Genomic DNA, 23085 nt, shown 5'->3' with positions numbered 1-23085 from the left:
TGTCCCAACCTGAAAATTAAATTGGCTCTACGTCTCCGATGCATTCCGTTCATAAAGTAAAGGCAGGCAAATAATCTCGATAAGGAAAGCGTATGAAACAGGGAATGACGATGAAGGCATGGGTTTCAACAGCGGCAGCGACAGTTGTACTGGGTTGTTTTGGAGTCGCACAAGCATCGGAGCTTGCAGCCATCGAAAAGCAAGGCTTCATGAAAGTGGCGACAGAAGACAACTACTCTCCATTCAACTATATCGACCGCGGTAAGCCTGCGGGGATTAACAAAGATTTGCTTGATGAGTTACGTGAATATTCGAAGTTCGATATCGAACAAGAGATCTTACCTTGGACAGGACTACTCGCTTCGGTATCTGCGGGTCAATATGATGTGGCGTTAACTGGCGCGATCATTACCGATGCTCGCTTGAAGGCCTTTGATTTCACTCCACCTATCGCTTCAGCGCAGCATTACTTCTTAACCAGAGCTGACGCGGAAGATATTAATACGGTAGCCGATTTAGATGGAAAAACAGTGGGCTTACAAGCGGGCAGTGCTTTGCTAGAAAGGCTTCCAGAGCTCGAAGTGATGCTCGAAGCACAAGGCAAATCTTTGGGTAAAGTGGTGCAGTATCAATCCTACCCAGAAGCGTATTCCGACTTGGCAATCGGCCGAATAGACTATGTGATCAACAGTGTGGTTTCAGTTAACGAGGTAGTGAAGTCGAAGTCAAAGGTATTCAAAAAAGGCGAAGCAGTCTCTGGCCCAGGTTTCGTTAGCTGGCCAGTTCCTAAAGATAATCCTGAGCTTTTGGCTTACCTAACGGAATTCTTCCTACACCTTGAGCAAACAGGAAAAATGGCAGAGTTGCAGAAGAAGTGGTTCGGTGAGTCGTTCGACCAACTCCCTTCAGAAGCCATCACTTCGGTTGAGCAGTATCACAAGCTAACAGCCGTTCAATAGATGAATAAGCATGCGCCGACACAAACAGTTAGCGGCTGTTTGTGTCCATGCCAATGGGTTCAAAGCGGTTTAACCCATGAGTCTTTGGCGCACAATCTATCGAAAGAAGTCGCTGATCAAAGAGGTCGTTTATGGATTATTACGCTTGGGAACAGTTACTACAGGGCGCGTGGGCAACGGCATGGATATCGGCAGTATCGATTGTATTAGGTGTCGTCATCGGCCTAATGATTGCCTTAGTTAGAATGATGAAAATCCCGTTTGTGGATCAAATGTTGGGTATCTATGTCAGCTGGGCACGAGCAACGCCTTTGGTGACACTGGCTCTGTTTATTTTCCTTTCTTTTCCGTCATTTGGCATCAATTTAGATAAACACGTTTCTGCTATTTTAGCTCTCACACTCAATACATCGGCATTCAATGCAGAGATTTGGCGCAATGCCTTTCTTAACTTTTCAAAAGGACAAATGGAAGCGGCAGAAGCCATTGGTATGAGACGTATCACTTATTTTCGCCGCATCATGTTCCCGCAAATGGTGATCATGAGCCTACCAGCGCTAGTCAATGAGATGTCGTTCTTAATCAAAGGCAGCCCAGCGATTGCGGTGATCGGCATCGTCGACCTAACTCGTGTCACCAATCGAATCTCTGCGGTTACCTATGAACCACTTGGGCCGATTCTATGTGCCGGTGCCATTTACATGTTGATTATTGGCGTGTTGGTGAAGTTGCAAGCGGTGGCTGAAAACCGAGCTACTTATCTGCAGTAGTAAGTGTGGCTATCAGTAATCTACCTCAGTCACAGCTATCAACAACAACCACAGTTTAGCCGTCATGGCTACTTGGTCAGAAACACCATTTACCTGCTTGTGATGCGTTATTGAGCGGGTAAGTTTAAGGAGTAAATATGGAAGAATGGAATATTATCTGGCAACAAAAAGAGCTGTTTGCTTCAGGGTTTGTGACCACATTTTATCTTTTTGTTTCGTCTTCAATCTTGAGTTTCATCATTGGCATCGGTTTGTTGTATTGCCTCGAAAACTCAAAACTTGGTGTGAAGTACACCATCAATAGTTTGATAGGCATGATGCGCACCTTGCCGTTTCTTATCTTAGCGTACCTGCTCTATTACGGGTTGCCGCAGGTTGGTATTCGACTCGATGCGATTACAGCGGGAATCATCGCGCTAAGTCTCTATCACGGTACCTATTTTTGTGAGATTTTCCGAGGTGTTCGTAAAGGATTAGAGCCAGGTTACATCGAAGCGGCGCACGCTTATGGCTTCTCTAAATTCAAAACATTTACCCGAGTTATTACCCCAAATGTGTTGTTTAAGTCGGTTCCACTGATCACGAACCAACTCATCATCTGCTTAAAAGACACTGCGTTTCTTAGCATCATCACCGTCGCAGAAATTACCGCGGCCGCCAACAGCATTCAATCAACGTACTTCATCCCATTGAATGCGTTCATCATTGCTATCGCGCTCTACTGGGCCGTGAGTATTGCACTTGAAACCATCACCAAACGAATCCAAACCAAAGTTGAACTTAGAGGACTTAGCCATGCTTAAACAATCAGAGATTATTGAAACAGAAGCACCGATTAACCCCTCTTTGGGAGTGAGTTTGGAAGTGATTGAGTGCGAGCCACTGTTGGAAGAGCGCGAGACGATCATCAACATTGAAAACTTGTCGAAACAGTTTGATGGCATCGAAGTGCTACGTGATATCAACCTCACCATCAACAAAGGCGATGTGGTGAGTATTCTCGGTTCGTCTGGGTCGGGTAAATCGACGCTATTACGCTGCATGAACTGGTTAGAACAACCGGAACGCGGCACGATCTTCATGGGTGATGAGCGTATTGGTATCAACTCTGAAACGGGTAAACCACTCAAATATAAAGAGCTGGCGAAACTCAGAGAGCGCCTTGGTATGGTTTTCCAAAGCTTCAACTTGTGGCCGCATTTAACCGTGTTGCAAAACGTTATGGAAGCGCTCGTTCACGTTAAGAAGATAGCGAAATCAGACGCCGAAGAGATGGCACGTAAGCAACTCGACAAGGTTGGGATGTCGCACAAACTAGAGAACTACCCAAGCATGTTATCGGGTGGGCAAAAGCAACGTGTCGCTATTGCCAGAGCTCTCGCGATGGAGCCGGATGTGTTGCTGTTTGATGAACCAACGTCAGCACTCGATCCTGAATTGGTCGAAGAGGTGTTGTTGGTGATGAAGAAACTGTCGCAAGAGGGCTACACCATGGTGGTTGTGACACATGAGATGGAGTTTGCGCGTCAGGTATCGGATCAGGTGGTGTTTCTTGAAAAAGGCATATTGATTGAAAAATCCAACCCAGAGAAGTTTTTCACTAACCCAGATTCATCAAGGGTAAGACAGTTCCTCAAGCTTGATTCATGAGTTAGATAGCTTGCACAGCTTCAAGGTTCGATCGTTAAAAAACTCCGTCAGAATTTGTCGGAGTTTTTGTATGTTAGCTTTTTCTTCCCAAACCTAAACTTAAGCCTAAAACTATACAAATGGCCATGTGGCGCTAACCAATACTATCAATATGAATCACCACAGAGTCCGGTCGCCAGTACTCCAACTCGCAGTCCATTAGCTCACCGTCTTGTTTGTAGTTCACTCGGCAGATCTTCAAAACAGGCTGGCCCTCTGCCAAATTCAGCGCCTTGGCGACATGAGCAGGGGCAGAAGTGGGAATCACATCAAAACGCGAGCGTTGGGTCTCGTAGCCGTATTTTTCTCGGTAGATTCCTGTTAGTGACATGGTGAGGTTTTCCGACAATACACCATCAAATAAGGGCGCTTTCAGTACATTTTCAACAAACAGCACTGCTCTACCATCAATAAAACGCAAGCGCTCAATCACGTGTATTGGCGTTATCTGCTCTATCTCTAATGCTTTGGCGTAATCGCCTGCCGCCATCTCTGTACGGGTGCTGAGCAGTCTGGTTTCTGCTATGCGGTGTTGTTCACGAATCATTTGATGAAAGTGAGAACGTGATAATGGGTTATAGCGAACACGTTCGGGTGACACATACCAGCCTCGGCGCTCTTCTCGGTATATCAAACCTTCGGTTTCTAATGAGACCAACGCATCTTTGAGCGTAATTCGTGTGGTTGAAAACAGCTCGCTGAGCTCTCTTTCGGATGGCAGTTTTTGCCCTTCAATGAAGATACCTGATTGAAGCTGCTCTCGAATACTCGCCTTAATTCTTCCTAACTGTGTCCCTGATTGCCCGGTGCCCAATGTTCTCATTACTGATCTAGTCCATAAGTTCGTGTGCTTAATAAGGTAAACCATGGAGTTAACAGGAATGTGACAGTAAACAATGGCTTATTGTCATATGAGTGAAATATAACTGCCACGTAAATGCACTCGAACTGTCAAATAACTTACGGCAAACCGTCACATTCCGGCTATAGCATACAAAACGAACTTACTGACCTAGTCCAGAAGGATAGAGACAATGAAAACTTTGCTTAGCCGTTCAACTGTATCGCCAGCTAAATTAATCGGTTCACCTGCAAAATTAATCGGCGCAACGCTAATAACGGCAACACTTTCAATGCCAGCGATGGCGAAGGATGCTGATCTTGAGTCACTGATTGAAGCCGCTCAAAAAGAGGGTGCAGTTTACAGTGTGGGTATGCCAGACAGTTGGGCAAACTGGAAAGGCACATGGACTGACCTGAAAGCAAACTACGGTTTGAAGCATCAGGATACCGATATGAGCTCGGCTCAGGAGATCTCGAAATTTGAAGCAGAGAAGAAAAACGCAACCGCTGATATTGGTGATGTGGGTTTCGCATTTGCACGTGTGGCAGTGAAGAAAAACGTCACTCAGCCATACAAACCAACCACTTGGAATGACATTCCAGACTGGGCAAAAGACAAAGATGGTCACTGGGCTCTGGCTTACACTGGCACCATCTCTTTCATTTCCAACAACAACCTTGTTGAAGATGCGCCGAAAACTTGGAGTGACTTACTAGAAGGTGACTACAAAGTCACAGTCGGTGACGTAGGCGTAGCAGCGCAAGCAAACAACGCGATTTTAGCGGCTGCATTTGCTAATGGCGGTGACGAGTCGAACCTAAAACCAGCGATTAAATTCTTTGGTGAATTAGCGAAGCAAGGCCGTCTGTCTTACACCGACCCAAGCATCGCGAATCTTGAAAAAGGCGAAGTGGAAGTGGCAATCATGTGGGACTTCAACGCACTGAACTACCGCGACAAGATCGACCGTGAGCGCTTTACGGTCAGCATTCCACAAGATGGCTCAGTGATTTCTGGTTACACCACCATCATTAATAAATACGCACAAAACCCGAACGCGGCGAAGTTGGCTCGTGAATACATCTTCAGCGACCAAGGCCAAATCAACCTAGCAGAAGGTTACGCACGTCCAATCCGTAGCAACATTACGCTACCTCAATCAGTTCAAGACAAGCTGATCTCAAACGAGCAATACAGCAATGTTCACCCAGTGACTGACTTCTCAGCATGGGAAAAATCAGCACGTCGCCTGCCACGTCAATGGCAAGAAAGCGTATTGATTCACCAGCAATAACCCCGCTTAACACGCCACCTTCAGTAGGTGGCTTTTAGAAACAAGCAATAGAGAATAGACCATGAGCAATAAGGTTATCCTTGTTGTTCTAGATGGACTGAACTATCAGGTAGCCCGTGATTGCATGGGCTACCTGAACGGTCTTCTAGAGCAAAGTGATATGTATGAGAAACAGGGCGATTTGCAGACAAAACAGGGCGATTCGTACAATAACCAAGGCGATTTGCGTAATAAACAGAGCACTTCGCAGAGCACGCAAAAAAACAAGCTGCGCGCCACGCTTTACCCTGTGCAGTGTGAGCTGCCATCTATGTCACGTCCACTGTATGAGTGCATCCTGACCGGTGTTCGCCCTGTTGAGAGTGGCATCGTCAACAACCAAATCGTGCGTTTGTCGAATCACGAGTCGGTATTTAGCTTGGCGAAGTCGCAGAACAAAGTGACGGCAGCTGCGGCTTACCATTGGGTGAGCGAGTTATATAACCGAGCGCCATTTGATGCAGTACGTGACCGTTTCACCAACGATGAAACCATGAACATCCAACACGGTTGTTTCTACCACTGGGACCACTACCCAGATGAAGCCTTGTTCTTGGATGCTGAGCACCTGCGCGTCACTCATCAGCCTGATTTTTTGCTGATTCACCCAATGAACATTGACGACATGGGACATAAGCATGGGTTGGATTCTCGCCAGTACCGCAATAGTGCACGTGGCGCGGATATCTACCTATCAAACTATCTTGAGAAATGGGTAGACGATGGTTATCAGGTGATCATCACCAGTGACCACGGTATGAACAATGACTTGTCTCATGGTGGCATTCTGCCTGAAGAGCGTGAAGTGCCTTTCTTTGTGATTGGCGATAAGTTTACACACCAAGAATGTTCAGTGAAACAGACCGATATCTGCGGCAGCGTGTGTCAGTTACTCAACCTTGAACACGATAAATCTTACACTCAGGAATTGTTGGCCCTATGAGCAGTTCTGTAATCACGCAGAGCGATGGCTCTGCGCTTAAACCCAAAACCAAATCTTTGTTTCAACGCTTCAAGCCCGCTTTGTGGCTTGCGCCTTTCGCGCTGTTCTTCTACCTGTTCCAACTGGCACCTATGGTTTGGGTGCTGATCAACAGCTTCTTCTATGACGACGAACTCTCTCTCGAAAACTATTCTGAAATATTCGATTCTGCTTTCATGATGCAGGCTTTTGGCAACAGTTTATGGTTGTCGATTTGGTCGAGCATTGTTGGCTTGGCGATTGCAACTCTGTTGGTCTCTTCATTGCGCCGTGTTGATTCTAAAATCCGCGATGCGGTGATCGCGTTTACCAATATGAGCAGCAACTTCTCTGGTGTGCCTCTGTCGTTCGCATTCATCATCATCTTGGGCACCAATGGTGCGATTACCTTATTGCTCAAGCAGTATGGATTGCTGGGTGATTTCGACCTTTACGGCAAGTGGGGCCTGCTGGCGATTTACATCTACTTCCAGATCCCATTGGCGGTGTTGTTGCTCTATCCAGCGTTTGATGCATTGAGTGACGACTGGCAAGCAGCTTCGGCACTGCTTGGCGCGAAAACTTGGCAATACTGGACCAAAATCGCGCTGCCTGTGTTATCTCCGGCTTTGTTCGGTACCTTCATCATCTTGATTGCCAATGCGATTGGCGCCTACGCGAGTGTGTATGCGTTGACCTCGGGCAACTACAACGTGATTACGATTCGAATCGCGAGCTTGGTATCGGGCGACCTGTTCCTAGAACCAAACCTAGCCGCGGCAATTTCTGTGATTCTGATGGCGATGCTGGCCTTCATCACCGTGATTAACCAATGGCTAATCAGCAAAAGCTACGCAGGGAAGAGAAAGTAATGAACACCGTCAATACTCGCTTTCATAAAACGGTTGTCTATTCGATTGTCGGCATCATGATGATTCCGATCTTAGCGACCTTTATCTACTCGATCTCCTCGCGTTGGGGCGCCACGATATTGCCGGATGGCTTCACGTTGGATTGGTACATCAACCTGCTGACCGATCCTCGCTTCTTACAAGCCTTTGGTCGCTCACTGTTTATCTGTGTGGCGGCGCTGTCACTGAGTGTGGTGTTGGTTCTACCTGCGATTTTTGTGGTGTTTTATTATTTCCCGAAGCTCGACAAAGTAATGAATATCCTGATCTTATTGCCGTTCGCGGTGCCGCCTGTGGTGTCATCGGTTGGCTTGCTTCAACTGTATGCTGATAGTGAAATTTCCTTGATAGGCACGCCGTGGATTTTGATTGGCACCTACTTCACCATCGCGTTGCCATTTATGTACCGCGCGATTGCCAACAGCTTTGAAGCGATTAACTTGCATGACTTGATGGACGCAGCACACCTGCTCGGCGCAAGTACCACCAAGGCGTTCTTATTGATTATTCTGCCAAACCTTAAGAAAGGCTTAATGGCGTCACTGTTCTTGTCGTTCTCGTTCCTATTGGGTGAGTTCGTGTTCGCCAACATCTTGGTAGGAACACGCTACGAGACACTGCAAATCTACCTATACAACATGCGTCAAACCAGTGGTCACTTCACGTCTGCCCTTGTGATGACGTACTTCCTGTTTATTTTCTTACTGACTTGGTTGGCAAGTCGTTTCAGCCAGGGAACAAAATAATGAGTTATGTAAATGCGAAAAACCTCACCAAGAGCTTTGGTGACAATACAGTGTTTGAAGACATTCAATTTTCCATCGAGAAGGGTGAATTCATTACTCTGCTTGGCCCTAGTGGCTGTGGTAAATCGACTCTGCTGCGCAGCTTGGCTGGCCTGAATCCTGTCGATGGTGGCGAGATCTGGGTCAACGGCGAAGAGATTACTCACCAAGTGCCACAACAGCGTGGCATCGGCATGGTGTTTCAATCTTATGCGCTTTTCCCGAACATGACGGTTGAAGGAAATATTGCGTTTGGCCTGAAAATGAAAAAGCTTGCTGCTGACGAGATTAAGCACGAAGTAGCGAAAGTGATTGGGCTGGTGGACTTAACGGGCAAAGAGAAGTTCTACCCGCATCAGTTATCGGGCGGTCAACGCCAGCGTGTGGCCTTGGCAAGAGCTTTGGTGGTCAAGCCGCGTATTTTGTTATTAGATGAGCCGCTTTCGGCGTTGGATGCGAAGATCCGAAAGCACCTACGCCAACAGATCCGAGATATTCAAAAAGAGATGAACCTGACCACGATCTTCGTGACCCACGATCAAGAAGAGGCGATGATCATGTCTGACCGCATCTTCTTGATGAACAAAGGCGAGATCGTACAAGCGGGGACACCCGAAGAGATCTACACTCAACCTGCCAATGAATTTGTGGCTGGGTTCATGGGGCACTATAATCTGGTGCAAGCGAACAAAGCCAAGCAACTCTTCAATATTGAAACAGAATGGAAAGTGGCGATTCGACCTGAATCTATCTACGTGAAAGAGCAAGGCCGACAATATGGCGAACATATCTCTGCGCCGAAAACCGGCACGATTCGTAACCACCAGCTTTTGGGCAACGTGATTCGCTACCAAGTGGACGTTGATGAGTGTGAATTAACGGTCGACCTACTTAACCGTTCTTCTGAACGACTGTTGGCAAACGGCAGCCAACTTGAACTCCTGTTTAACCTTAACGAAATTCAACCTGTGAGAGCCTAAGATGTTCAAACCTTTGTATGTATTTGATATGGACGAAACGCTGATCAATGCTGATGCAGCAATGCTTTGGAATGAGTTCTTGGTTGAAAAGGGCATTGCCACTGCGCCCAACTTTATTGAAGAAGATAAGCGCTTAATGGGCCTGTATTCGGAAGGTAAATTGAATATGGAAGATTACCTCACGTTTTCCATGCAGCCATTGGGCGATATGCCAACAGAGCAAGTGACTGCGTTGGTGGAAGAGTGTGTTGAACAGCATATTTTGCCTAAACAGTTCAAGCAGTCGAAACCTTTGATTGAGCAGCTTGAGAATGATGATATTGATATGCTGATCATCTCTGCCAGCGTGACTTTCTTAGTGGAAGCGGTGGGTCGTAAGATTGGTATCGAGAATGCACTTGGTATTGATTTGATTGAAAACCAAGGTCGTTTCACGTCTCAGATCTCTGGTGTGCCAAGCTACCGTGAAGGCAAAGTGACGCGTTTAAAAGAATGGTTAGACAATCAAGAAACCAACTATTCAGATATACACTTTTATACGGATTCAATCAACGACTTACCTTTGTGTGAACACGCTGATTTTGCTTACCTGGTGAATCCATGCCCGCGTTTGAAAGCGTTAGCCGATCAACCGAACTGGTCGATCCTCAACTGGGATTAACGCTGATCCCATCTTTGAATTATGTTCGCTTTAGAACGAAAAAAGCCGCTGATGAAAGCGGCTTTTTGATTCGTATTATTCTATTTCTAGTTTGTAACCTATCCCGTAAATGGATTTGATGTAGTCACATTTTTCATTTATCGAGACCATTTTTTTGCGTAAGTTTTTGATATGGCTATCGATAGTGCGATCACTGACCACTCTTCTATCGTCGTAGATTTTATCAATCAATTGATCGCGACTATAAATGCGGCCAACATTTTGATAGAGAAGGTGCAAAAGCCGAAACTCAGCTGGCGTTAAACTTAGCTTAATACCACATAGGACAGCGGTCATACTCAATTCATCAATATCAATGGCGTTCGTTGGTGACGTGGCTTGGGGCTTGTTGGAACGGCGCAAAATATTTTTCACCCTCACAACCACTTCTCTCGGGCTGTACGGCTTACATATATAATCATCTGCACCCAGTTCAAGCCCAACGAGTCGATCAATCTCTTCGACCTTGGCTGTCGCCATAACCACTGGGATGTCACTGAACGTTCTCAGCTCTCGATAAATATCCAACCCGTCTCGATTGGGTAGCATGAGGTCGAGAATAATGAGTTTAGGCGATGCTTGCTTTACCCAGTCAATGACAAGGTTACCATCGATAATATGATGACTTTCAAGGCCAGAGTGCTCTAAGTACTCACACAGTACACTTGCTAATGCAGGCTCATCTTCGACGACTAAAATCACGATTTTATTTCCTTTGGTAACGCTATGATGATTCGTAGTCCACCCAATTCTGAGTGGTCGGCAGTAATGTGTCCTTGGTGCGCTTCAACGATATTTTTACAGATAGATAAGCCAAGTCCAGAACCGCCACTTGAGCGACTGCGCGATTTATCAACGCGGTAAAGCCTCTCAAATAAACGTGGAAGTGATGCATCAGGTACACCTGGATCACTGTCTTCAACGTTGATAATAATACTATCACTAATGTCGGTAACATCTATCGATACATGCCCATTATCGCTAGTGTATCGTGCGCTATTTTCCAACAGATTCACAAACAGTTGTGTCAGTAATCTCTCATCACACGAGGTAAACAGTGGGGCTGAATGGTCATAGTGCTTTGTTAATGTGATTCTTTTCTGTTCTAAACGGATCGAGTTTTGAACGATCACAGAATCAATCAGTTTATGTATATCAACGTTGTTTTTAACATTGAGGTTAAATCCGATGTCATACAGGGAGAGTTGATGAAGATCCTCAACGAGTTGACCCAGTGTGATGATTTGTTGATGTAACGAGTCGATATATTTTGGCTCAGGAGATCGGATACCGTCTTGTAGCGCTTCTAGTTCACTTCTTAGCACGGTGATAGGCGTTCTAAGTTCATGTGAAATATCCGATAACCACTGTTCTCTAAGTGTTTTTTGTTTTCTTAGTGTTTCGACTACACCGTTGAATATTCCGATGAGATCGGACAATTCATCATTGCCGCTTTTTTCAATGTAGAAATCGAGATCGCCATTTTCGATAGATTTGGCACCTTTCGACAAAGCACGCAATGGTTTCAAAAATCGCCTAACAAGAAATAAAGCGATAAGGAATGAAAGCAACACGGTAATCGAAGCGATAGTGCTTACATGCGTCGTTTGTTGTTTGAAAAAGCTTTCTGCCAAAGGCCCTGATATTTCATCCATCTGGACGATGGAGATATACCCAATCACTTGATCATCCCGTGTTATTTCGACTAGTGCTTGATGCTGACCATCTTCAAGGTGATGTAGGTTTTCAGGAGGTCCAATTATAGCTCGCCCGTTTTGATCTAAAATGTTGAGTCGTTGCCAAATAGGTTGAAGATCTGGCGCTTCCGGCTCTCTTAATGGTGGTGGCGATGGGTGTCTGTCACGAGCATGTGGTCGTGAGGGGCCACCAATGCTACTGGCGATTAAATGTGGTTCACGTTCTAGCCGCCTCCACTTTTCGGAAGGTGAGTAATATTGCTTTAAGTTATTGGCGAGTTCTTGAGCTAGGGCAATCTCATTATTATTTGTGAAATCTTGGAGCCCTCTTTGAAAACTGGAGTTAATAAAATAGGTCAGTACAAAGAGCATGGTCACGCACACCATTAGTATTGAAACAAACAGTTTAGTGAAAATTGATATGCGCACGTTCTCTCCAGAAGTTAAAGTGAATTAGGACAGTAAAATGAATTAAGACAAAAGTGAGTTAAACCAATATTAGTCACCAATCGTGTGGGAAATGTGGACATTGATTTCTTTATTCATCTTAGGCCATGTATAAGCATCTTTTTGTTAGAAACGAATAGCGAGCTGACAGGGTGCTATACCCCATCAGCTCGCATTGAATTATCACTATTTTTGGATAACCCTCTAACAATTATTGACGTCTTGGTGGTGGCGGCGGAACTTCCTCTTCCGATAGACCACCGCTTCCATCTGCGTCTAGTTTGTCAAAGTCATCGGCGAGTGGACCTCTGAGCTCTTCTAATTGTAACTCGCCATCACCGTTTGCATCCATTTCTTCAAAACTTGGCATTTCTCTTGGACCTTCACGGCTTTCAGCACACGCTTGAAGCGCGAATGTCGATGTCAGTAAAAGTAATGCTGTCGTGATTTTTTTCATAATTTAATTCCTATTCGTAACCAAATATAAGTGTATTTCTTTGACGCAAATAGGTTAGCGATCAAATTAGCAGAGAAAATGGATAAATCTAGGAGATGAAAGTTAGCGTTTAACTTTAATAGGGCATCAGTTCATCAGCCCATCAAGTCAGGTTGTTTAAACCTCCATTGTTTCTACATAGTTTCCACATTTTCTATTTTTATCCTAGTCCATTATTGAACTCATGAATTTAATGCCTTTAGCAATAAAGGCAGAAAGCTATCGTTGGTATTGAAATGGATTATTTTTTAGGAGCCGTAGAATGAAGGCAATGGTAAAAAAATCAGTCGTTGTCTCTTCTACGTTGTTGGTTGCTTCTTATAGTAACGCTGCTCTTTATAGGGTGGTTTTGGAGGAATCACCAGTAGAAACGGAATCGGTGTATGGGGTTGCAGTTGAACCAGAGCTTGGTACAACGGATTGCTTTAGTACCAGTTGTGGTGACACCGATTACGCATTCGCAGGGGAAGCTCAAAATGCAGAACCAGGTTTTTCCTTTAAAGAGGAGGTCCCTTTTGGTATCGATAACACGTTCTACTATTTGGATTATGACGATATCTATAGCTACTGCACAAGTGAACTTGGCTACGCGACTTGTGAAGCTTGGAGTTCTTTGTTGTGGTATGGCGATGAGGATGCAGGCATTGGAGGCTTGAAAAATGAGCGTGATGCGTATTACGGGCTGAGCTATCAGACCAATTCCACGGCTTTTTATGATTCTTCTTCGCTAAGCGAGATCCCAGATGTTGGCAGCAACCCACCTGATGTGAGCAGTTATAGTTATTCCTTTGTTGATGGAACAGAGGAGAAGGTCATCACTAAAGTTGACGAGAATGGTTTTGTTCTTGGTAACACCAGCAGTGGTTACTACAGTTATAACAACCAATATATTCAGTTGTATAGGCAGCGTGGTTACTACGATACAGGCACTGAATTTACGGTTCTCCAACCTGAAGCCGATACCAGCATTACGATCAGCGATGCTGACGGCGAAGCGAATATAATCTCCCAAATGGGAAGAACGATGGCTTTTGACTCTTTCAGTTATGGAGGGGAAAGCTATGTGGTCGGAAGCGCGTCCGTTGCGACTTTTTATTACAGTGATGAGTATAAAGATTATGACTCTCCGTACACATCCGACAGTGATGCAGAGGATCTAGATAATTGTATCGATGAAGATATTGAGCCTGCTTTATATCCAGAGTGTCAGAACTTTGCTTTTGCTAATCGAGCTTTTGTCTGGAATATAACCGATGCGAATGGCCCCAATGATGATGGAAACCGTTTCTCAGTATCTGATTGGGAAACCAGTTCGACCTATTACTCTTACAACGATGATGAAGCTTCAGCACAGGCGAGTGTGAGGGCTGCAACGATTTCATCTAGAGGGACATATAGCTCTTATCCTGTTTTAGTTGGTTACAATACAGAGCTAGATGATTCTGATAACTTTCTTATGCAGGCTGCTGTGTTTAGGCCAAGCAGTACGTCAAATTTCAGCGTTTCGGAAAATGCTTGGACGACGACATTTATCGCTAATGCGACGGTAGAAGTGAGTGATTCATACATTCACAGTAATTCTGTCGCAACAGATATTAATGAAAACATGATGGTTATTGGTTATGCAAAACGAGATGGTGATTATCCGTCGGATCGTGTGTCTGACAATCGTATGTTTGTCGCTGATGCGAATGACACAACGCCAACAGCTACATTCTTCGCAAGTTTAGGTGAAGACATTTTCTTTGATAGTGCAGAAGGAAAAGCAAGTGAGATCAATAATTACAATGAAATTGTTGGCTATGTTGACGCAGAAACTCACTCTGAAGTAGACGGCCATGAAAGGAGGCATCGCGGCTTCATTTTCCCTTACAACGACATTGGTACCGATGCTGATAGACGTGCAAGATATAATGATCAAGCTTGGTGGTTAGACGACCTAACTAACGGTGGTGACTACAGTGATGCCAACAACCACTTTAGAATATTGGACGCAACCGACATTAATGATGCGGGTGTTATCTCAGGGACGGCAATACAATGTTTTGCGAGTGAAAGTAGCTCCTCTTCTATGGCTTATGATTCAACCGCGCACTTTGCATATTGTAATGATGGAGTAGGTGACGAGAGGGTGGTGGCTGTGAAACTTATCCCGATATCTGGAGCAACAAGTGAAGACATTGCTGAAAGAAGTGATGATAGCGCTGAAGATGTTGAACGTAGTGGTGCCGGTACCGGGTTATTGGTGCTTATCAGTTTGATGTCCGTGCTTTCAGTTCGCTTGAAAAAATCTCGTTCTGTGATTACCTAAATTGATGACGTGCTCACGAGATAAACAACCTCTATTTGACCATCAACCATCAACCATCAACCATCAACCATCAATCATCAACCATTAAAGTAATGGGTTAGAGTTGATGGCTCACCCTATGAGAATACCATTGGGGTATGAAGCTTTTTAAAGGAGCATCACCTGTTTTGTGATGCTCTTTTTACGTTCAACATACACTTATCTCTTTCTGCTTTAGCCCATAAAGCTCAAATGTAACAATTCAATAACATTCCTTCTTCTTCTGTAAATCAAACCACCACCTTTCAATCCCTTGATAGCACTCACTTTCTTGTCTCGATGGTTTGTGTGTAACAAATATTTTACAAGCTGACAGGGTTTCATCGAAATTGCCCATTTTTCTCCACCCATTCCATTATCTCGGCTTGTGGGCCAAATTTAATTAAGGACAAAAAATACACAACACAAAACCAATAGGTACAAGGAGAAAGTTCATGGTGGATACATACAACCCGCTTGGCACGGATGGATTCGAGTTTGTTGAATACACGGCCGTTGACCACAAGGGAATAGAGCAACTTAAAGCGCTGTTTGTGTCACTTGGTTTTGCTGAGATAGCCAAGCACCGCTCAAAAGAAGCTTGGCTGTATCGACAAGGTGATATCAATTTTATCGTCAATGAACAGCCTCACAGCCAAGCGGAAGCGTTCGCTAAAGTCCACGGCCCATCGGTGTGTGGCATGGCGTTTCGTGTCAACGAAGCAACAGCTGCAATGGAGCAAGCGTTTAAGGGTGGCGGTGAAGAGTACAAGACAGAAATAGGGCCGATGGAGCTTAGCATTCCTGCCATTTACGGCATCGGTGAAAGCCTGCTCTATTTTGTGGATCGCTACGGCAAGCAGAGCATCTACGACGTTGATTTCCGATTCTATGATGACGCGCAAGAGCGCATGGCGAAAGCCGACGTAGGCCTTTATGAGATCGATCACCTCACGCACAACGTGAAACAAGGCAATATGGATCTGTGGTCTGGTTTTTATGAGCGTATCGGTAACTTTCGTGAGATTCGCTACTTCGACATTGAAGGTAAGCTGACAGGCCTTGTGAGCCGTGCCATGACCTCACCATGTGGCAAGATCCGTATTCCAATCAATGAGTCTTCAGATGACAAATCACAAATTGAAGAGTTCATTCGTGAATACAACGGCGAAGGTATCCAACACATCGCGCTTGCTACGGATGACATCTACAAAACGGTGAAAACCCTGCGTGATCGCGGCATGGACTTTATGCCAACCCCAGATACCTACTATGAGAAAGTTGACGATCGTGTAAAAGGCCACCGGGAAGATACCGATCTGTTGCGTGACCTACGCGTTCTGATTGATGGTGCGCCGACCAAAGACGGCATCTTGCTGCAAATTTTCACACAGACGGTAATCGGGCCTGTGTTCTTTGAAATCATTCAGCGTAAAGGCAACGAAGGTTTTGGCGAAGGCAACTTCAAGGCGCTGTTTGAATCGATTGAAGAGGACCAGATTCGTCGAGGAGTATTAGACGATGCATAAATGGATCTCGTTTCCTCATCGGGAGGGGGTGTGTTCTAAACAAGCGCATGCCGACTTCCCTGAAGAGGCAATCTATGAGCGAGAGGCGGGTCGAAGTGGTTTCTTCGGCCCTGCCGCTCACTTCCATCACCAACATGCCCCAACAGGTTGGTCGGAGTGGGAAGGTGATTTACGCCCTCGCGCTTTTGATTTTACGCTGGTGGAAAAAGCCAGCCAGATAACCCCTTGGGCGGTGCCTCATCTTTTGCACAACGCTGACTGCAAAATCCGAGTGTGGCGCATGGACGAGAAGATGGATTTCTTGGTGCGTAATTCCGATGGTGATGAGCTGTTGTTTATTCACCAAGGCAGTGCAAATCTCTATTGCGACTATGGTCATTTAGAAGTGAGTGAAGGGGATTACGTGATGATCCCGCGCTCAACCAACTGGCGCTTGGAGCCAAGCGAGCCGATGTTTATCTTGATGATTGAGAACACAGACGCCGCTTACTCATTGCCAGAGAAAGGCATGGTCGGCAATCACGCGGTGTTTGATCCTGCTGTGCTCGACATCCCTTCTATCAATGATCAATTTCGCGCTCAGTATTCAGAAAACCAGACTCAGGTTCAGGTAAAACGTCACGACAAAGTCAGCGTGATCACCTATCCGTTCAATCCATTGGATGCGATTGGCTGGCATGGCGACTTAGCGGTGGTGAAAGTGAATTGGCGCGATATCAGACCGCTGATGTCACATCGCTACCACTTGCCCCCTTCTGCGCATACCACCTTTGTGGGTGCAGGCTTTGTGGTGTGTACTTTTGTGCCGCGTCCGATTGAGAGCGACCCCGGTGCATTGAAAGTGCCTTTCTACCACAACAATGATGATTACGACGAAGTGTTGTTCTATCACGCTGGTGACTTTTTTAGCCGCGACAACATTGAAGCGGGCATGGTGACCTTTCACCCGGCGGGGTTTACGCACGGGCCTCATCCAAAGGCTTTTAAAACGGGTCAGGCGCATAAGAAGAAATTCACCGACGAAGTGGCGGTGATGATTGATACTCGCCACGCGCTGCAGTTCTCTGACGAACTCGATAACGTTGAGAACAAAGAATATGTCTACAGTTGGCAAGAGAAGTAAGGGGCAAGGATGAAATTAGCAACCAAGAAAAATGGCACTCGCGACGGTCTATTGATGGTCGTAAGTAAAGATCTTAAACAATGTGTAGCTGCCACCGAAATTTTCCATGCGATGCATCTAGCGCCAACCATGCAGGTAGCATTGGATAACTGGGACAGCGTTGCACCTCAGTTAGAAGAGTTATACACCTCGTTAAACAACGGACATGTCACAGGCAGTGAAGTGTTTGCACCTCAGTATTGTGAATCGCCTCTTCCACGCGCTTATCAATGGGCAGACGGCAGCGCTTATGTAAACCACGTTGAACTGGTGCGTAAGGCTCGTGGTGCTGAAATGCCAGAAAGCTTCTGGGTTGATCCACTCATGTACCAAGGCGGCTCAGATGCGTTTATCGGGCCGCGTGACAATATTGAGTTTGCCAGCGACGAATGGGGTATTGATTTCGAGGGTGAAGTTGCGGTTGTTACCGGAGATGTGCCAATGGGAGCCAGCGCCAAGCAAGCGCATGATTCGATTCGTTTACTGATGTTGGTGAACGATGTGTCACTGCGTGGCTTGATTCCAGCAGAGCTCGCGAAAGGCTTTGGCTTTTTCCAGTCTAAGCCTTCTTCGGCGTTCTCCCCGGTCGCAGTCACACCTGACGAGCTTGGCGAACAGTGGAAAGGCAGCAAGGTACATTTACCGCTGATATCGACCTACAACGACCAGCCTTTTGGTTGTCCGAATGCCGGTATAGATATGACTTTCAATTTTGCAGAGTTGGTTGTGCATGCAGCTAAAACTCGACCATTATCGGCGGGCGCGATCATAGGTTCAGGCACGGTTTCTAATAAACAAGGCACTGACCATGGCACCTCGATTTCTGAAGGTGGTGTGGGATATTCATGTATTGCTGAAGTACGCATGATAGAGACGATTCGCGATGGCAAACCTTCGACTCAATTCATGTCGTTTGGCGACTCGATTCGCCTAGAGATGTTTGATACGGCGGGTGATTCCATTTTTGGTGCGATTGACCAAAAAGTTAGCCAATATCGAGCGTTATAGCCCATATTATAAAGATTCAGCTCGAGCGAGATCATTGTATGAATCAGAACATGACACTTTATGGTTACTGGCGCTCTTCGGCCGCCTATCGGGTGCGTATTGGATTGAACCTAAAGCAACTCAACTATGAGTCTAAATCGGTGCATTTGGTGCGTAATGGCGGCGAGCAGCATGATCCACAATATCGCGAGCTCAATGCCAGTGAATTAGTGCCAGTGCTGGTGGATGGTGACGTTCAACTCAATCAGTCGCTGACGATTCTGCAATATTTGGACGAAAACTATTTGTGTGAGAGCAGCCCAGACTCCTTGTTGATTCCAGAGCAAACACCATTGCGCTATCAAGCGTTGGCAATGGCTCAGGATATTGCGATAGAAATTCACCCTCTGAATAACCTGCGTGTGTTGCAGTATTTGGAGCGAGAGTTGTCGTGTGAGCAAGAGGCGAAAATAGACTGGCTTCACTATTGGATGAGCCAAGGTTTTTCGGCATTAGAAGAGAAGCTTTCTAAGCATCGTCAAACATACGCTGATTCAGTTTATAGCCTCACCGATTCACCATGCATTGTCGATATTTGCTTGGTGCCACAGGTGTATAATGCGCTGCGCTTTGGCGTTGATATGTCGCCTTATCCGCTGATTAACTCAATTGTCGAAGCGTGTAATCAGTTACCCGCTTTTATCGACGCGATGCCAGAGAACCAAGCGGATGCGAATGAGTCCATGTAGATTCACTGATGTAAATGCAAATACTCTTCCCTTGCGCTGCCAAAACCGCTTCTTGAAAGAAGCGGTTTCCAACATTAAATATATTAAATACAGTTAGTGTGTGAATATTTATCTCGTTTAGAACTAATATGGATTTAATAAAAAGCCTTGTTATTAATTAAAAGGCTTTACCCCAAGGTTTTATATTAGTGGTTTTTATCACTCGATAATATTAGTAATAAACAACACCTTCGCCTTTCGTTATCAGAGTGCCAGCTTCATTGGTGATTATTTTATCTAAATCAAATAATGAACCAATCGCCGCATTACCCAAGCCAGCTTCAACGAATTTACAAACGGCATCAATTTTTGGCCCCATAGAACCAGCAGGGAATGAAAACTCTGCTAAACCAGCAGGCGTTGCTTGCTTCATTTCTGCTTGGTCTTCTTTACCATAGTTACGGAAAATCGAACCATCGGTTAAGATAATAAACAAGTCGGCATGGATTTTTTCAGCCAGTAATTCAGCCGTAAGATCTTTGTCAATTACGCACTCTACGCCAGTACTCTTACCCTGTTCAATACTCACGGGAACGCCGCCGCCGCCACAAGCAATAACAAGGTTTTCTGTATCTAGAAGAGTTTCAATTTGCTGAATTTCAACAATGCTTTTTGGCATAGGAGAAGGCACAACGCGACGGTAGTACTCGCCATCAGCTTTAAATTGCATTGTGCTTTGAGCCATTAACTCTTTAGCTCGTTGCTCTGTATATACAGGGCCAACAAATTTAGTCGGGTTAGCAAACGCAGGGTCTTTTTTGCATACTTCAGTTTGCGTGACTAGCGTCGCTACGTCTAATTCAGGGTCAATGTTTCTTAGCTCTTGTTGTAACATGTAGCCCACCATGCCACAGGTTTGAGAGCCGAGTACATCCATTGGGTATGGGGTAGTCTCTGGCGAATATTCGCTATAAGCCGCGTTTTGTTCCATCAACAAACCTACTTGTGGGCCATTACCATGAACGATAACAATCTCATGCTCGCGTGCGATTGCAGCAATACTCGCCGCTGATTTGATTATATTTTCACGTTGGTTCTCAGCCGTTAATGCTTGGCCTCTTGCTAAAAGAGCGTTACCGCCTAAAGCTAATACTATGCGCATGATAATGTCTCCGATCATTTAATAATGATTTTATTTATTTTACGTAGGGATTAACCGCTTGTTTCTAATTAAATTCAAGATTATTAATAACAATGACTAGGTTTTTTAATTACTCTTAAGTAATTAACATGCCGAGATAGTATGGGAAAATAACTGTTCTAAATGTGATAGCTATCAAATTATCATTTCACTAGAAATAGAGCTGTGGGAGCGGGAATTATTATAATTCGATTAAATATCCATAAGCTGGGATACAATCCAGTGGTGGACTCTTTTTTTGTATAAATGATTCGTCTTTAGTGAATATTATCTCAGCCCAAAAAATGAATAATTTAACATTTTTGTTTTAAATATGACGTTCAGATCTCATTAAGAACTTTAGAAAAGATACGGAGCCAAATTGAAGCGGGGAGGACACTAGCTTAAATAGTGGCTTTGATTCGGTTTTCAGTCGGCTGCCTTTACTCCAGATGTTATCTGACAGCCAAGTGAAAAGTGGAGATAGCTTGCTACGTTCTAGGCCTAATCGCTAAAGCGAAACAACGCGCTTTATCTCTTCCAAAACCTCGGCGTTAGCGATGGCCCCGAGGTTTTCTACACTCTTGCCATTAATCACCTGTTTTACTGCCAACTCCACCAATTTGCCAGAGCGCGTTTTTGGCACATCGCTGATCGCAAATATCTGGCTTGGCACATGCCTTGGTGAACAAGAAGATTTGAGTTTGCTTTTGATGGCTGCCAGTAGCCCATCATCTAGATCCACACCTTGCTGCAGTTGAACAAACAGCCATATCTGCTCATTTCGGTCGACATCTTTACCGACGGCGATGGAATCGATGATGCCGTCAATGGTGTTCACTTGCTGGTAGATCTCGGCAGTCCCAATTCTTACCCCACCGGGGTTGAGGGTGGTGTCGCCTCGACCGTAGAACAGGTAGCCACCATGCACGCTCTGTGCGACTTCATCACCGTGATGCCACACATTGTCGAACCTATCCCAATAGGTGCTGTGATAGCGCTCTCCGGTGTCATTCCAAAAGCCAGCGGGGAAGTTGGGTAGGGAGTTGGTGCATACTAATTCGCCACGTTCGTGATCGACCTTTTGACCAGACGAATTGAACACCTTGATGTCGACGCCGAGCCCGGCCTGTTGGCACTCACCGCGATACACAGGCGAGATTGGGTTACCCAAAACAAAGCAGCCACAAATATCCGTGCCGCCAGAAATCGACGCTAAATGCAGGTCTTGCTTGATGTGCTTGTAAACGTAATCGAACTGCTCTGGGTAAAGCACAGAACCCGTCGAGCACAGTGTTCTTAATTGAGGCAGAGAGTGGCTGTCGATTGGTGAGAGTTCGGCTTTCTCAATCGCTTCTATGTACTTGGCTGAGGTGCCAAATGTCGATACGTCAGCACGCTGCGCTAAATCCCATAGAACGTTAGGTTGCGGGTAAACCGGGCTACCATCAAAGATAACCAAACAAGCACCGCTGGCGAGCGCAGATACGTGCCAGTTCCACATCATCCAACCACAAGTGGTGTAGTAGAACACGCGATCTCTTGGTTTAATATCGCAATGAAGCTGATGCTCTTTTAGGTGGTTGATGGTAGTGCCACCGACAGAATGCACTATACATTTGGGTTTGCCTGTGGTGCCGGAAGAGTAGAGTACAAACAACGGTTCATTGAAGCCGACACGAGTAAATCGAAGAGGTTTTGTCTGATAGTGATTAATGATGCTGTGCCAGCTTTGGGGTGACACATCATGTTTAACTTTGTTTTTCTTTAATTCGTTCTTCTCTAAATCGCTCTTCTCTAAGTCATTACTCGGTTTCAAATAACCGATCTCACACACCTGTTTTAATTCGTTTAAGTGTTCGATGATTTCACGGTTCTTGCCCGCCATATCGAACGTTTTGCCATTGAAGGTGTAACCGTCACAGGTGAACAGCACCTTAGGTTTCACCTGTCCGAATCGCTCAATCACACTCTCTACTCCAAAATCAGGCGAGGTCGATGTCCAAATCGCGCCTAAGCTGGTGGCGGCTAGCATGGCTATCACGGTTTGTGGCAGATAGGGAGTATACGCAGCAACTATATCACCTTGTTTCACTCCGCTATCGACAAGCCATTGCTGAACACTAGAGACAGCTTCACACAGGGTTTCCCATGTATAACTCTGTTGTTCGCCACGTTCATTCTCAAACCAAATCGCAAGCTCATCAGGCATGGTGTGTGCCAAACGCAGCAAGTTCTCGGCGTAGTTTACTTGTGCATTGGGAAACCAAACCGCATCACGGTTCGATTTAGGCTGCTGCCAGCGGCTCCCACCTTGAGCTTTGATGGTCTCGCTTTCTGCCTTGTTAATAGAGTCTTGTGAGCCGACTACTCCACAAAACTGCCACACGTTTTGCCAAAACGATTCCGGCTGAACTACAGACCATTGGTGGAGTTCGGCATAGTTTTTTACGTCCCTATCTAGGTTTAACCAAGACTGTTCAAGGCTATCGATGAATCGGGTTAAGTTGGCATTGGCGATACGCTGCTCGCTTGGCTGCCAAATGGGCTTATTGCTTTCGTGCATTCCTTTACCTTTAACAAAAAGTTAACGTTTTC

The 23085-nt window shown here is 45.5% G+C and carries 21 protein-coding genes; 15 read left to right on the top strand and 6 right to left on the bottom strand.

Going from position 1 to position 23085, the window contains the following annotated elements:
• Positions 1 to 92 precede the first annotated feature (92 nt).
• The 4 genes from AB4249_RS10850 (at position 93) to AB4249_RS10835 (ending at position 3379) form a co-directional block, all read left to right on the top strand.
• Positions 93 to 959: a transporter substrate-binding domain-containing protein gene (locus AB4249_RS10850; RefSeq protein WP_065584482.1), complete on the top strand. Its 867-nt coding sequence runs from the start codon at positions 93 to 95 to the stop codon at positions 957 to 959.
• Positions 960 to 1090: 131 nt separating this feature from the next.
• Positions 1091 to 1729, top strand: a complete 639-nt coding sequence (locus AB4249_RS10845; RefSeq protein ID WP_017061227.1) for an amino acid ABC transporter permease — start codon at positions 1091 to 1093, stop codon at positions 1727 to 1729.
• A gap of 137 nt (positions 1730 to 1866) precedes the next feature.
• A complete protein-coding gene (locus AB4249_RS10840; protein WP_017061228.1) occupies positions 1867 to 2532 on the top strand; it encodes an amino acid ABC transporter permease in 666 nt (221 codons plus the stop codon).
• Complete coding sequence (locus AB4249_RS10835; protein ID WP_372103072.1) at positions 2525 to 3379, top strand: amino acid ABC transporter ATP-binding protein; 855 nt, start codon at positions 2525 to 2527, stop codon at positions 3377 to 3379. Before AB4249_RS10840 ends, AB4249_RS10835 begins: the two co-directional genes overlap by 8 nt.
• Before the next feature lie 133 nt (positions 3380 to 3512).
• Here the strand turns inward: AB4249_RS10835 and AB4249_RS10830 are convergent, their stop codons facing one another.
• Positions 3513 to 4241 (bottom strand): UTRA domain-containing protein, encoded by a 729-nt coding sequence (locus AB4249_RS10830; protein WP_372103070.1) that lies wholly within the window; start codon positions 4239 to 4241, stop codon positions 3513 to 3515.
• Positions 4242 to 4452: 211 nt separating this feature from the next.
• Between AB4249_RS10830 and AB4249_RS10825 the strand changes: the two genes are divergently transcribed.
• The 6 genes from AB4249_RS10825 to AB4249_RS10800 all read left to right on the top strand — a co-directional run bounded on the left by AB4249_RS10825 (position 4453) and on the right by AB4249_RS10800 (position 9893).
• A complete protein-coding gene (locus tag AB4249_RS10825) occupies positions 4453 to 5556 on the top strand; it encodes an ABC transporter substrate-binding protein (protein ID WP_371690469.1) in 1104 nt (367 codons plus the stop codon).
• 61 nt (positions 5557 to 5617) lie between these two features.
• Positions 5618 to 6538 (top strand): alkaline phosphatase family protein, encoded by a 921-nt coding sequence (locus AB4249_RS10820; protein WP_372103067.1) that lies wholly within the window; start codon positions 5618 to 5620, stop codon positions 6536 to 6538.
• Positions 6535 to 7428, top strand: coding sequence for an ABC transporter permease subunit (locus AB4249_RS10815; RefSeq protein WP_004732590.1), 894 nt, complete (start codon positions 6535 to 6537; stop codon positions 7426 to 7428). Before AB4249_RS10820 ends, AB4249_RS10815 begins: the two co-directional genes overlap by 4 nt.
• Positions 7428 to 8213: an ABC transporter permease gene (locus AB4249_RS10810; RefSeq protein ID WP_004732591.1), complete on the top strand. Its 786-nt coding sequence runs from the start codon at positions 7428 to 7430 to the stop codon at positions 8211 to 8213. Before AB4249_RS10815 ends, AB4249_RS10810 begins: the two co-directional genes overlap by 1 nt.
• Complete coding sequence (locus AB4249_RS10805) at positions 8213 to 9232, top strand: ABC transporter ATP-binding protein (protein ID WP_102393377.1); 1020 nt, start codon at positions 8213 to 8215, stop codon at positions 9230 to 9232. Before AB4249_RS10810 ends, AB4249_RS10805 begins: the two co-directional genes overlap by 1 nt.
• Position 9233: 1 nt before the next feature.
• Positions 9234 to 9893: an HAD family hydrolase gene (locus tag AB4249_RS10800; RefSeq protein WP_372103064.1), complete on the top strand. Its 660-nt coding sequence runs from the start codon at positions 9234 to 9236 to the stop codon at positions 9891 to 9893.
• Positions 9894 to 9968: 75 nt separating this feature from the next.
• On the opposite strand, the gene AB4249_RS10795 is transcribed toward AB4249_RS10800, so the two are convergent.
• The 3 genes from AB4249_RS10795 to AB4249_RS10785 all read right to left on the bottom strand — a co-directional run bounded on the left by AB4249_RS10795 (position 9969) and on the right by AB4249_RS10785 (position 12533).
• Positions 9969 to 10634, bottom strand: a complete 666-nt coding sequence (locus tag AB4249_RS10795) for a response regulator (RefSeq protein ID WP_136974564.1) — start codon at positions 10632 to 10634, stop codon at positions 9969 to 9971.
• Entirely contained in the window at positions 10631 to 12001 is a 1371-nt protein-coding gene (locus AB4249_RS10790; RefSeq protein WP_016767944.1) for an ATP-binding protein, read from the bottom strand. The genes AB4249_RS10795 and AB4249_RS10790 overlap by 4 nt, the downstream gene beginning before the upstream one ends.
• A 286-nt stretch (positions 12002 to 12287) precedes the next feature.
• Positions 12288 to 12533 carry a hypothetical protein gene (locus AB4249_RS10785; RefSeq protein WP_010432281.1) on the bottom strand — a complete coding sequence of 82 codons (246 nt, stop codon included), beginning with the start codon at positions 12531 to 12533 and terminating at the stop codon, positions 12288 to 12290.
• Positions 12534 to 12834: 301 nt separating this feature from the next.
• Here AB4249_RS10785 and AB4249_RS10780 point away from each other — a divergent pair, with 301 nt between their 5' ends.
• The 5 genes from AB4249_RS10780 to maiA all read left to right on the top strand — a co-directional run bounded on the left by AB4249_RS10780 (position 12835) and on the right by maiA (position 19328).
• On the top strand, positions 12835 to 14883 hold the full coding sequence (locus AB4249_RS10780; protein WP_372103061.1) for a DUF3466 family protein: 2049 nt from the start codon (positions 12835 to 12837) through the stop codon (positions 14881 to 14883).
• Between the two features lie 473 nt (positions 14884 to 15356).
• Positions 15357 to 16430: a 4-hydroxyphenylpyruvate dioxygenase gene (gene hppD, locus AB4249_RS10775; protein WP_102393374.1), complete on the top strand. Its 1074-nt coding sequence runs from the start codon at positions 15357 to 15359 to the stop codon at positions 16428 to 16430.
• Complete coding sequence (locus AB4249_RS10770) at positions 16423 to 17553, top strand: homogentisate 1,2-dioxygenase (RefSeq protein ID WP_102428108.1); 1131 nt, start codon at positions 16423 to 16425, stop codon at positions 17551 to 17553. The genes hppD and AB4249_RS10770 overlap by 8 nt, the downstream gene beginning before the upstream one ends.
• Positions 17554 to 17562: 9 nt before the next feature.
• Positions 17563 to 18600 (top strand): fumarylacetoacetate hydrolase family protein, encoded by a 1038-nt coding sequence (locus tag AB4249_RS10765; protein WP_372103057.1) that lies wholly within the window; start codon positions 17563 to 17565, stop codon positions 18598 to 18600.
• Positions 18601 to 18638: 38 nt separating this feature from the next.
• The gene (maiA, locus tag AB4249_RS10760) at positions 18639 to 19328 is read left to right on the top strand and encodes a maleylacetoacetate isomerase (protein WP_372103055.1); all 690 of its coding nucleotides are present in this window, start codon (positions 18639 to 18641) and stop codon (positions 19326 to 19328) included.
• A 211-nt stretch (positions 19329 to 19539) separates the two neighbouring features.
• Here maiA and AB4249_RS10755 read toward each other — a convergent pair whose 3' ends face one another.
• Together AB4249_RS10755 and AB4249_RS10750 are read right to left on the bottom strand one after the other, a co-directional pair.
• On the bottom strand, positions 19540 to 20469 hold the full coding sequence (locus tag AB4249_RS10755) for a carbamate kinase (protein ID WP_102332320.1): 930 nt from the start codon (positions 20467 to 20469) through the stop codon (positions 19540 to 19542).
• A 529-nt stretch (positions 20470 to 20998) separates the two neighbouring features.
• The gene (locus tag AB4249_RS10750) at positions 20999 to 23053 is read right to left on the bottom strand and encodes an acetoacetate--CoA ligase (RefSeq protein ID WP_372103053.1); all 2055 of its coding nucleotides are present in this window, start codon (positions 23051 to 23053) and stop codon (positions 20999 to 21001) included.
• Positions 23054 to 23085 lie beyond the last annotated feature (32 nt).

The organism is Vibrio sp. 10N.261.55.F4 (genome assembly GCF_041470465.1).
In the GTDB taxonomy this organism is placed as follows: domain Bacteria; phylum Pseudomonadota; class Gammaproteobacteria; order Enterobacterales; family Vibrionaceae; genus Vibrio; species Vibrio crassostreae_C.
Note: the sequence above shows the minus strand (reverse complement) of the source record. Positions and strands in the feature narration are given on the sequence as shown.

Coding starts and splice junctions, on each gene's coding strand:
- hppD (WP_102393374.1), top strand. CDS start 15,357: ATGGTGGATACATACAACCCGCTTGGCACGGATGGATTCGAGTTTGTT.
- AB4249_RS10850 (WP_065584482.1), top strand. CDS start 93: ATGAAACAGGGAATGACGATGAAGGCATGGGTTTCAACAGCGGCAGCG.
- AB4249_RS10815 (WP_004732590.1), top strand. CDS start 6,535: ATGAGCAGTTCTGTAATCACGCAGAGCGATGGCTCTGCGCTTAAACCC.
- AB4249_RS10780 (WP_372103061.1), top strand. CDS start 12,835: ATGAAGGCAATGGTAAAAAAATCAGTCGTTGTCTCTTCTACGTTGTTG.
- AB4249_RS10800 (WP_372103064.1), top strand. CDS start 9,234: ATGTTCAAACCTTTGTATGTATTTGATATGGACGAAACGCTGATCAAT.
- AB4249_RS10750 (WP_372103053.1), bottom strand. CDS start 23,053: ATGCACGAAAGCAATAAGCCCATTTGGCAGCCAAGCGAGCAGCGTATC.
- AB4249_RS10810 (WP_004732591.1), top strand. CDS start 7,428: ATGAACACCGTCAATACTCGCTTTCATAAAACGGTTGTCTATTCGATT.
- AB4249_RS10835 (WP_372103072.1), top strand. CDS start 2,525: ATGCTTAAACAATCAGAGATTATTGAAACAGAAGCACCGATTAACCCC.
- AB4249_RS10830 (WP_372103070.1), bottom strand. CDS start 4,241: ATGAGAACATTGGGCACCGGGCAATCAGGGACACAGTTAGGAAGAATT.
- AB4249_RS10765 (WP_372103057.1), top strand. CDS start 17,563: ATGAAATTAGCAACCAAGAAAAATGGCACTCGCGACGGTCTATTGATG.
- maiA (WP_372103055.1), top strand. CDS start 18,639: ATGAATCAGAACATGACACTTTATGGTTACTGGCGCTCTTCGGCCGCC.
- AB4249_RS10785 (WP_010432281.1), bottom strand. CDS start 12,533: ATGAAAAAAATCACGACAGCATTACTTTTACTGACATCGACATTCGCG.
- AB4249_RS10825 (WP_371690469.1), top strand. CDS start 4,453: ATGAAAACTTTGCTTAGCCGTTCAACTGTATCGCCAGCTAAATTAATC.
- AB4249_RS10805 (WP_102393377.1), top strand. CDS start 8,213: ATGAGTTATGTAAATGCGAAAAACCTCACCAAGAGCTTTGGTGACAAT.
- AB4249_RS10845 (WP_017061227.1), top strand. CDS start 1,091: ATGGATTATTACGCTTGGGAACAGTTACTACAGGGCGCGTGGGCAACG.
- AB4249_RS10755 (WP_102332320.1), bottom strand. CDS start 20,469: ATGCGCATAGTATTAGCTTTAGGCGGTAACGCTCTTTTAGCAAGAGGC.
- AB4249_RS10840 (WP_017061228.1), top strand. CDS start 1,867: ATGGAAGAATGGAATATTATCTGGCAACAAAAAGAGCTGTTTGCTTCA.
- AB4249_RS10770 (WP_102428108.1), top strand. CDS start 16,423: ATGCATAAATGGATCTCGTTTCCTCATCGGGAGGGGGTGTGTTCTAAA.
- AB4249_RS10820 (WP_372103067.1), top strand. CDS start 5,618: ATGAGCAATAAGGTTATCCTTGTTGTTCTAGATGGACTGAACTATCAG.
- AB4249_RS10790 (WP_016767944.1), bottom strand. CDS start 12,001: ATGCTCTTTGTACTGACCTATTTTATTAACTCCAGTTTTCAAAGAGGG.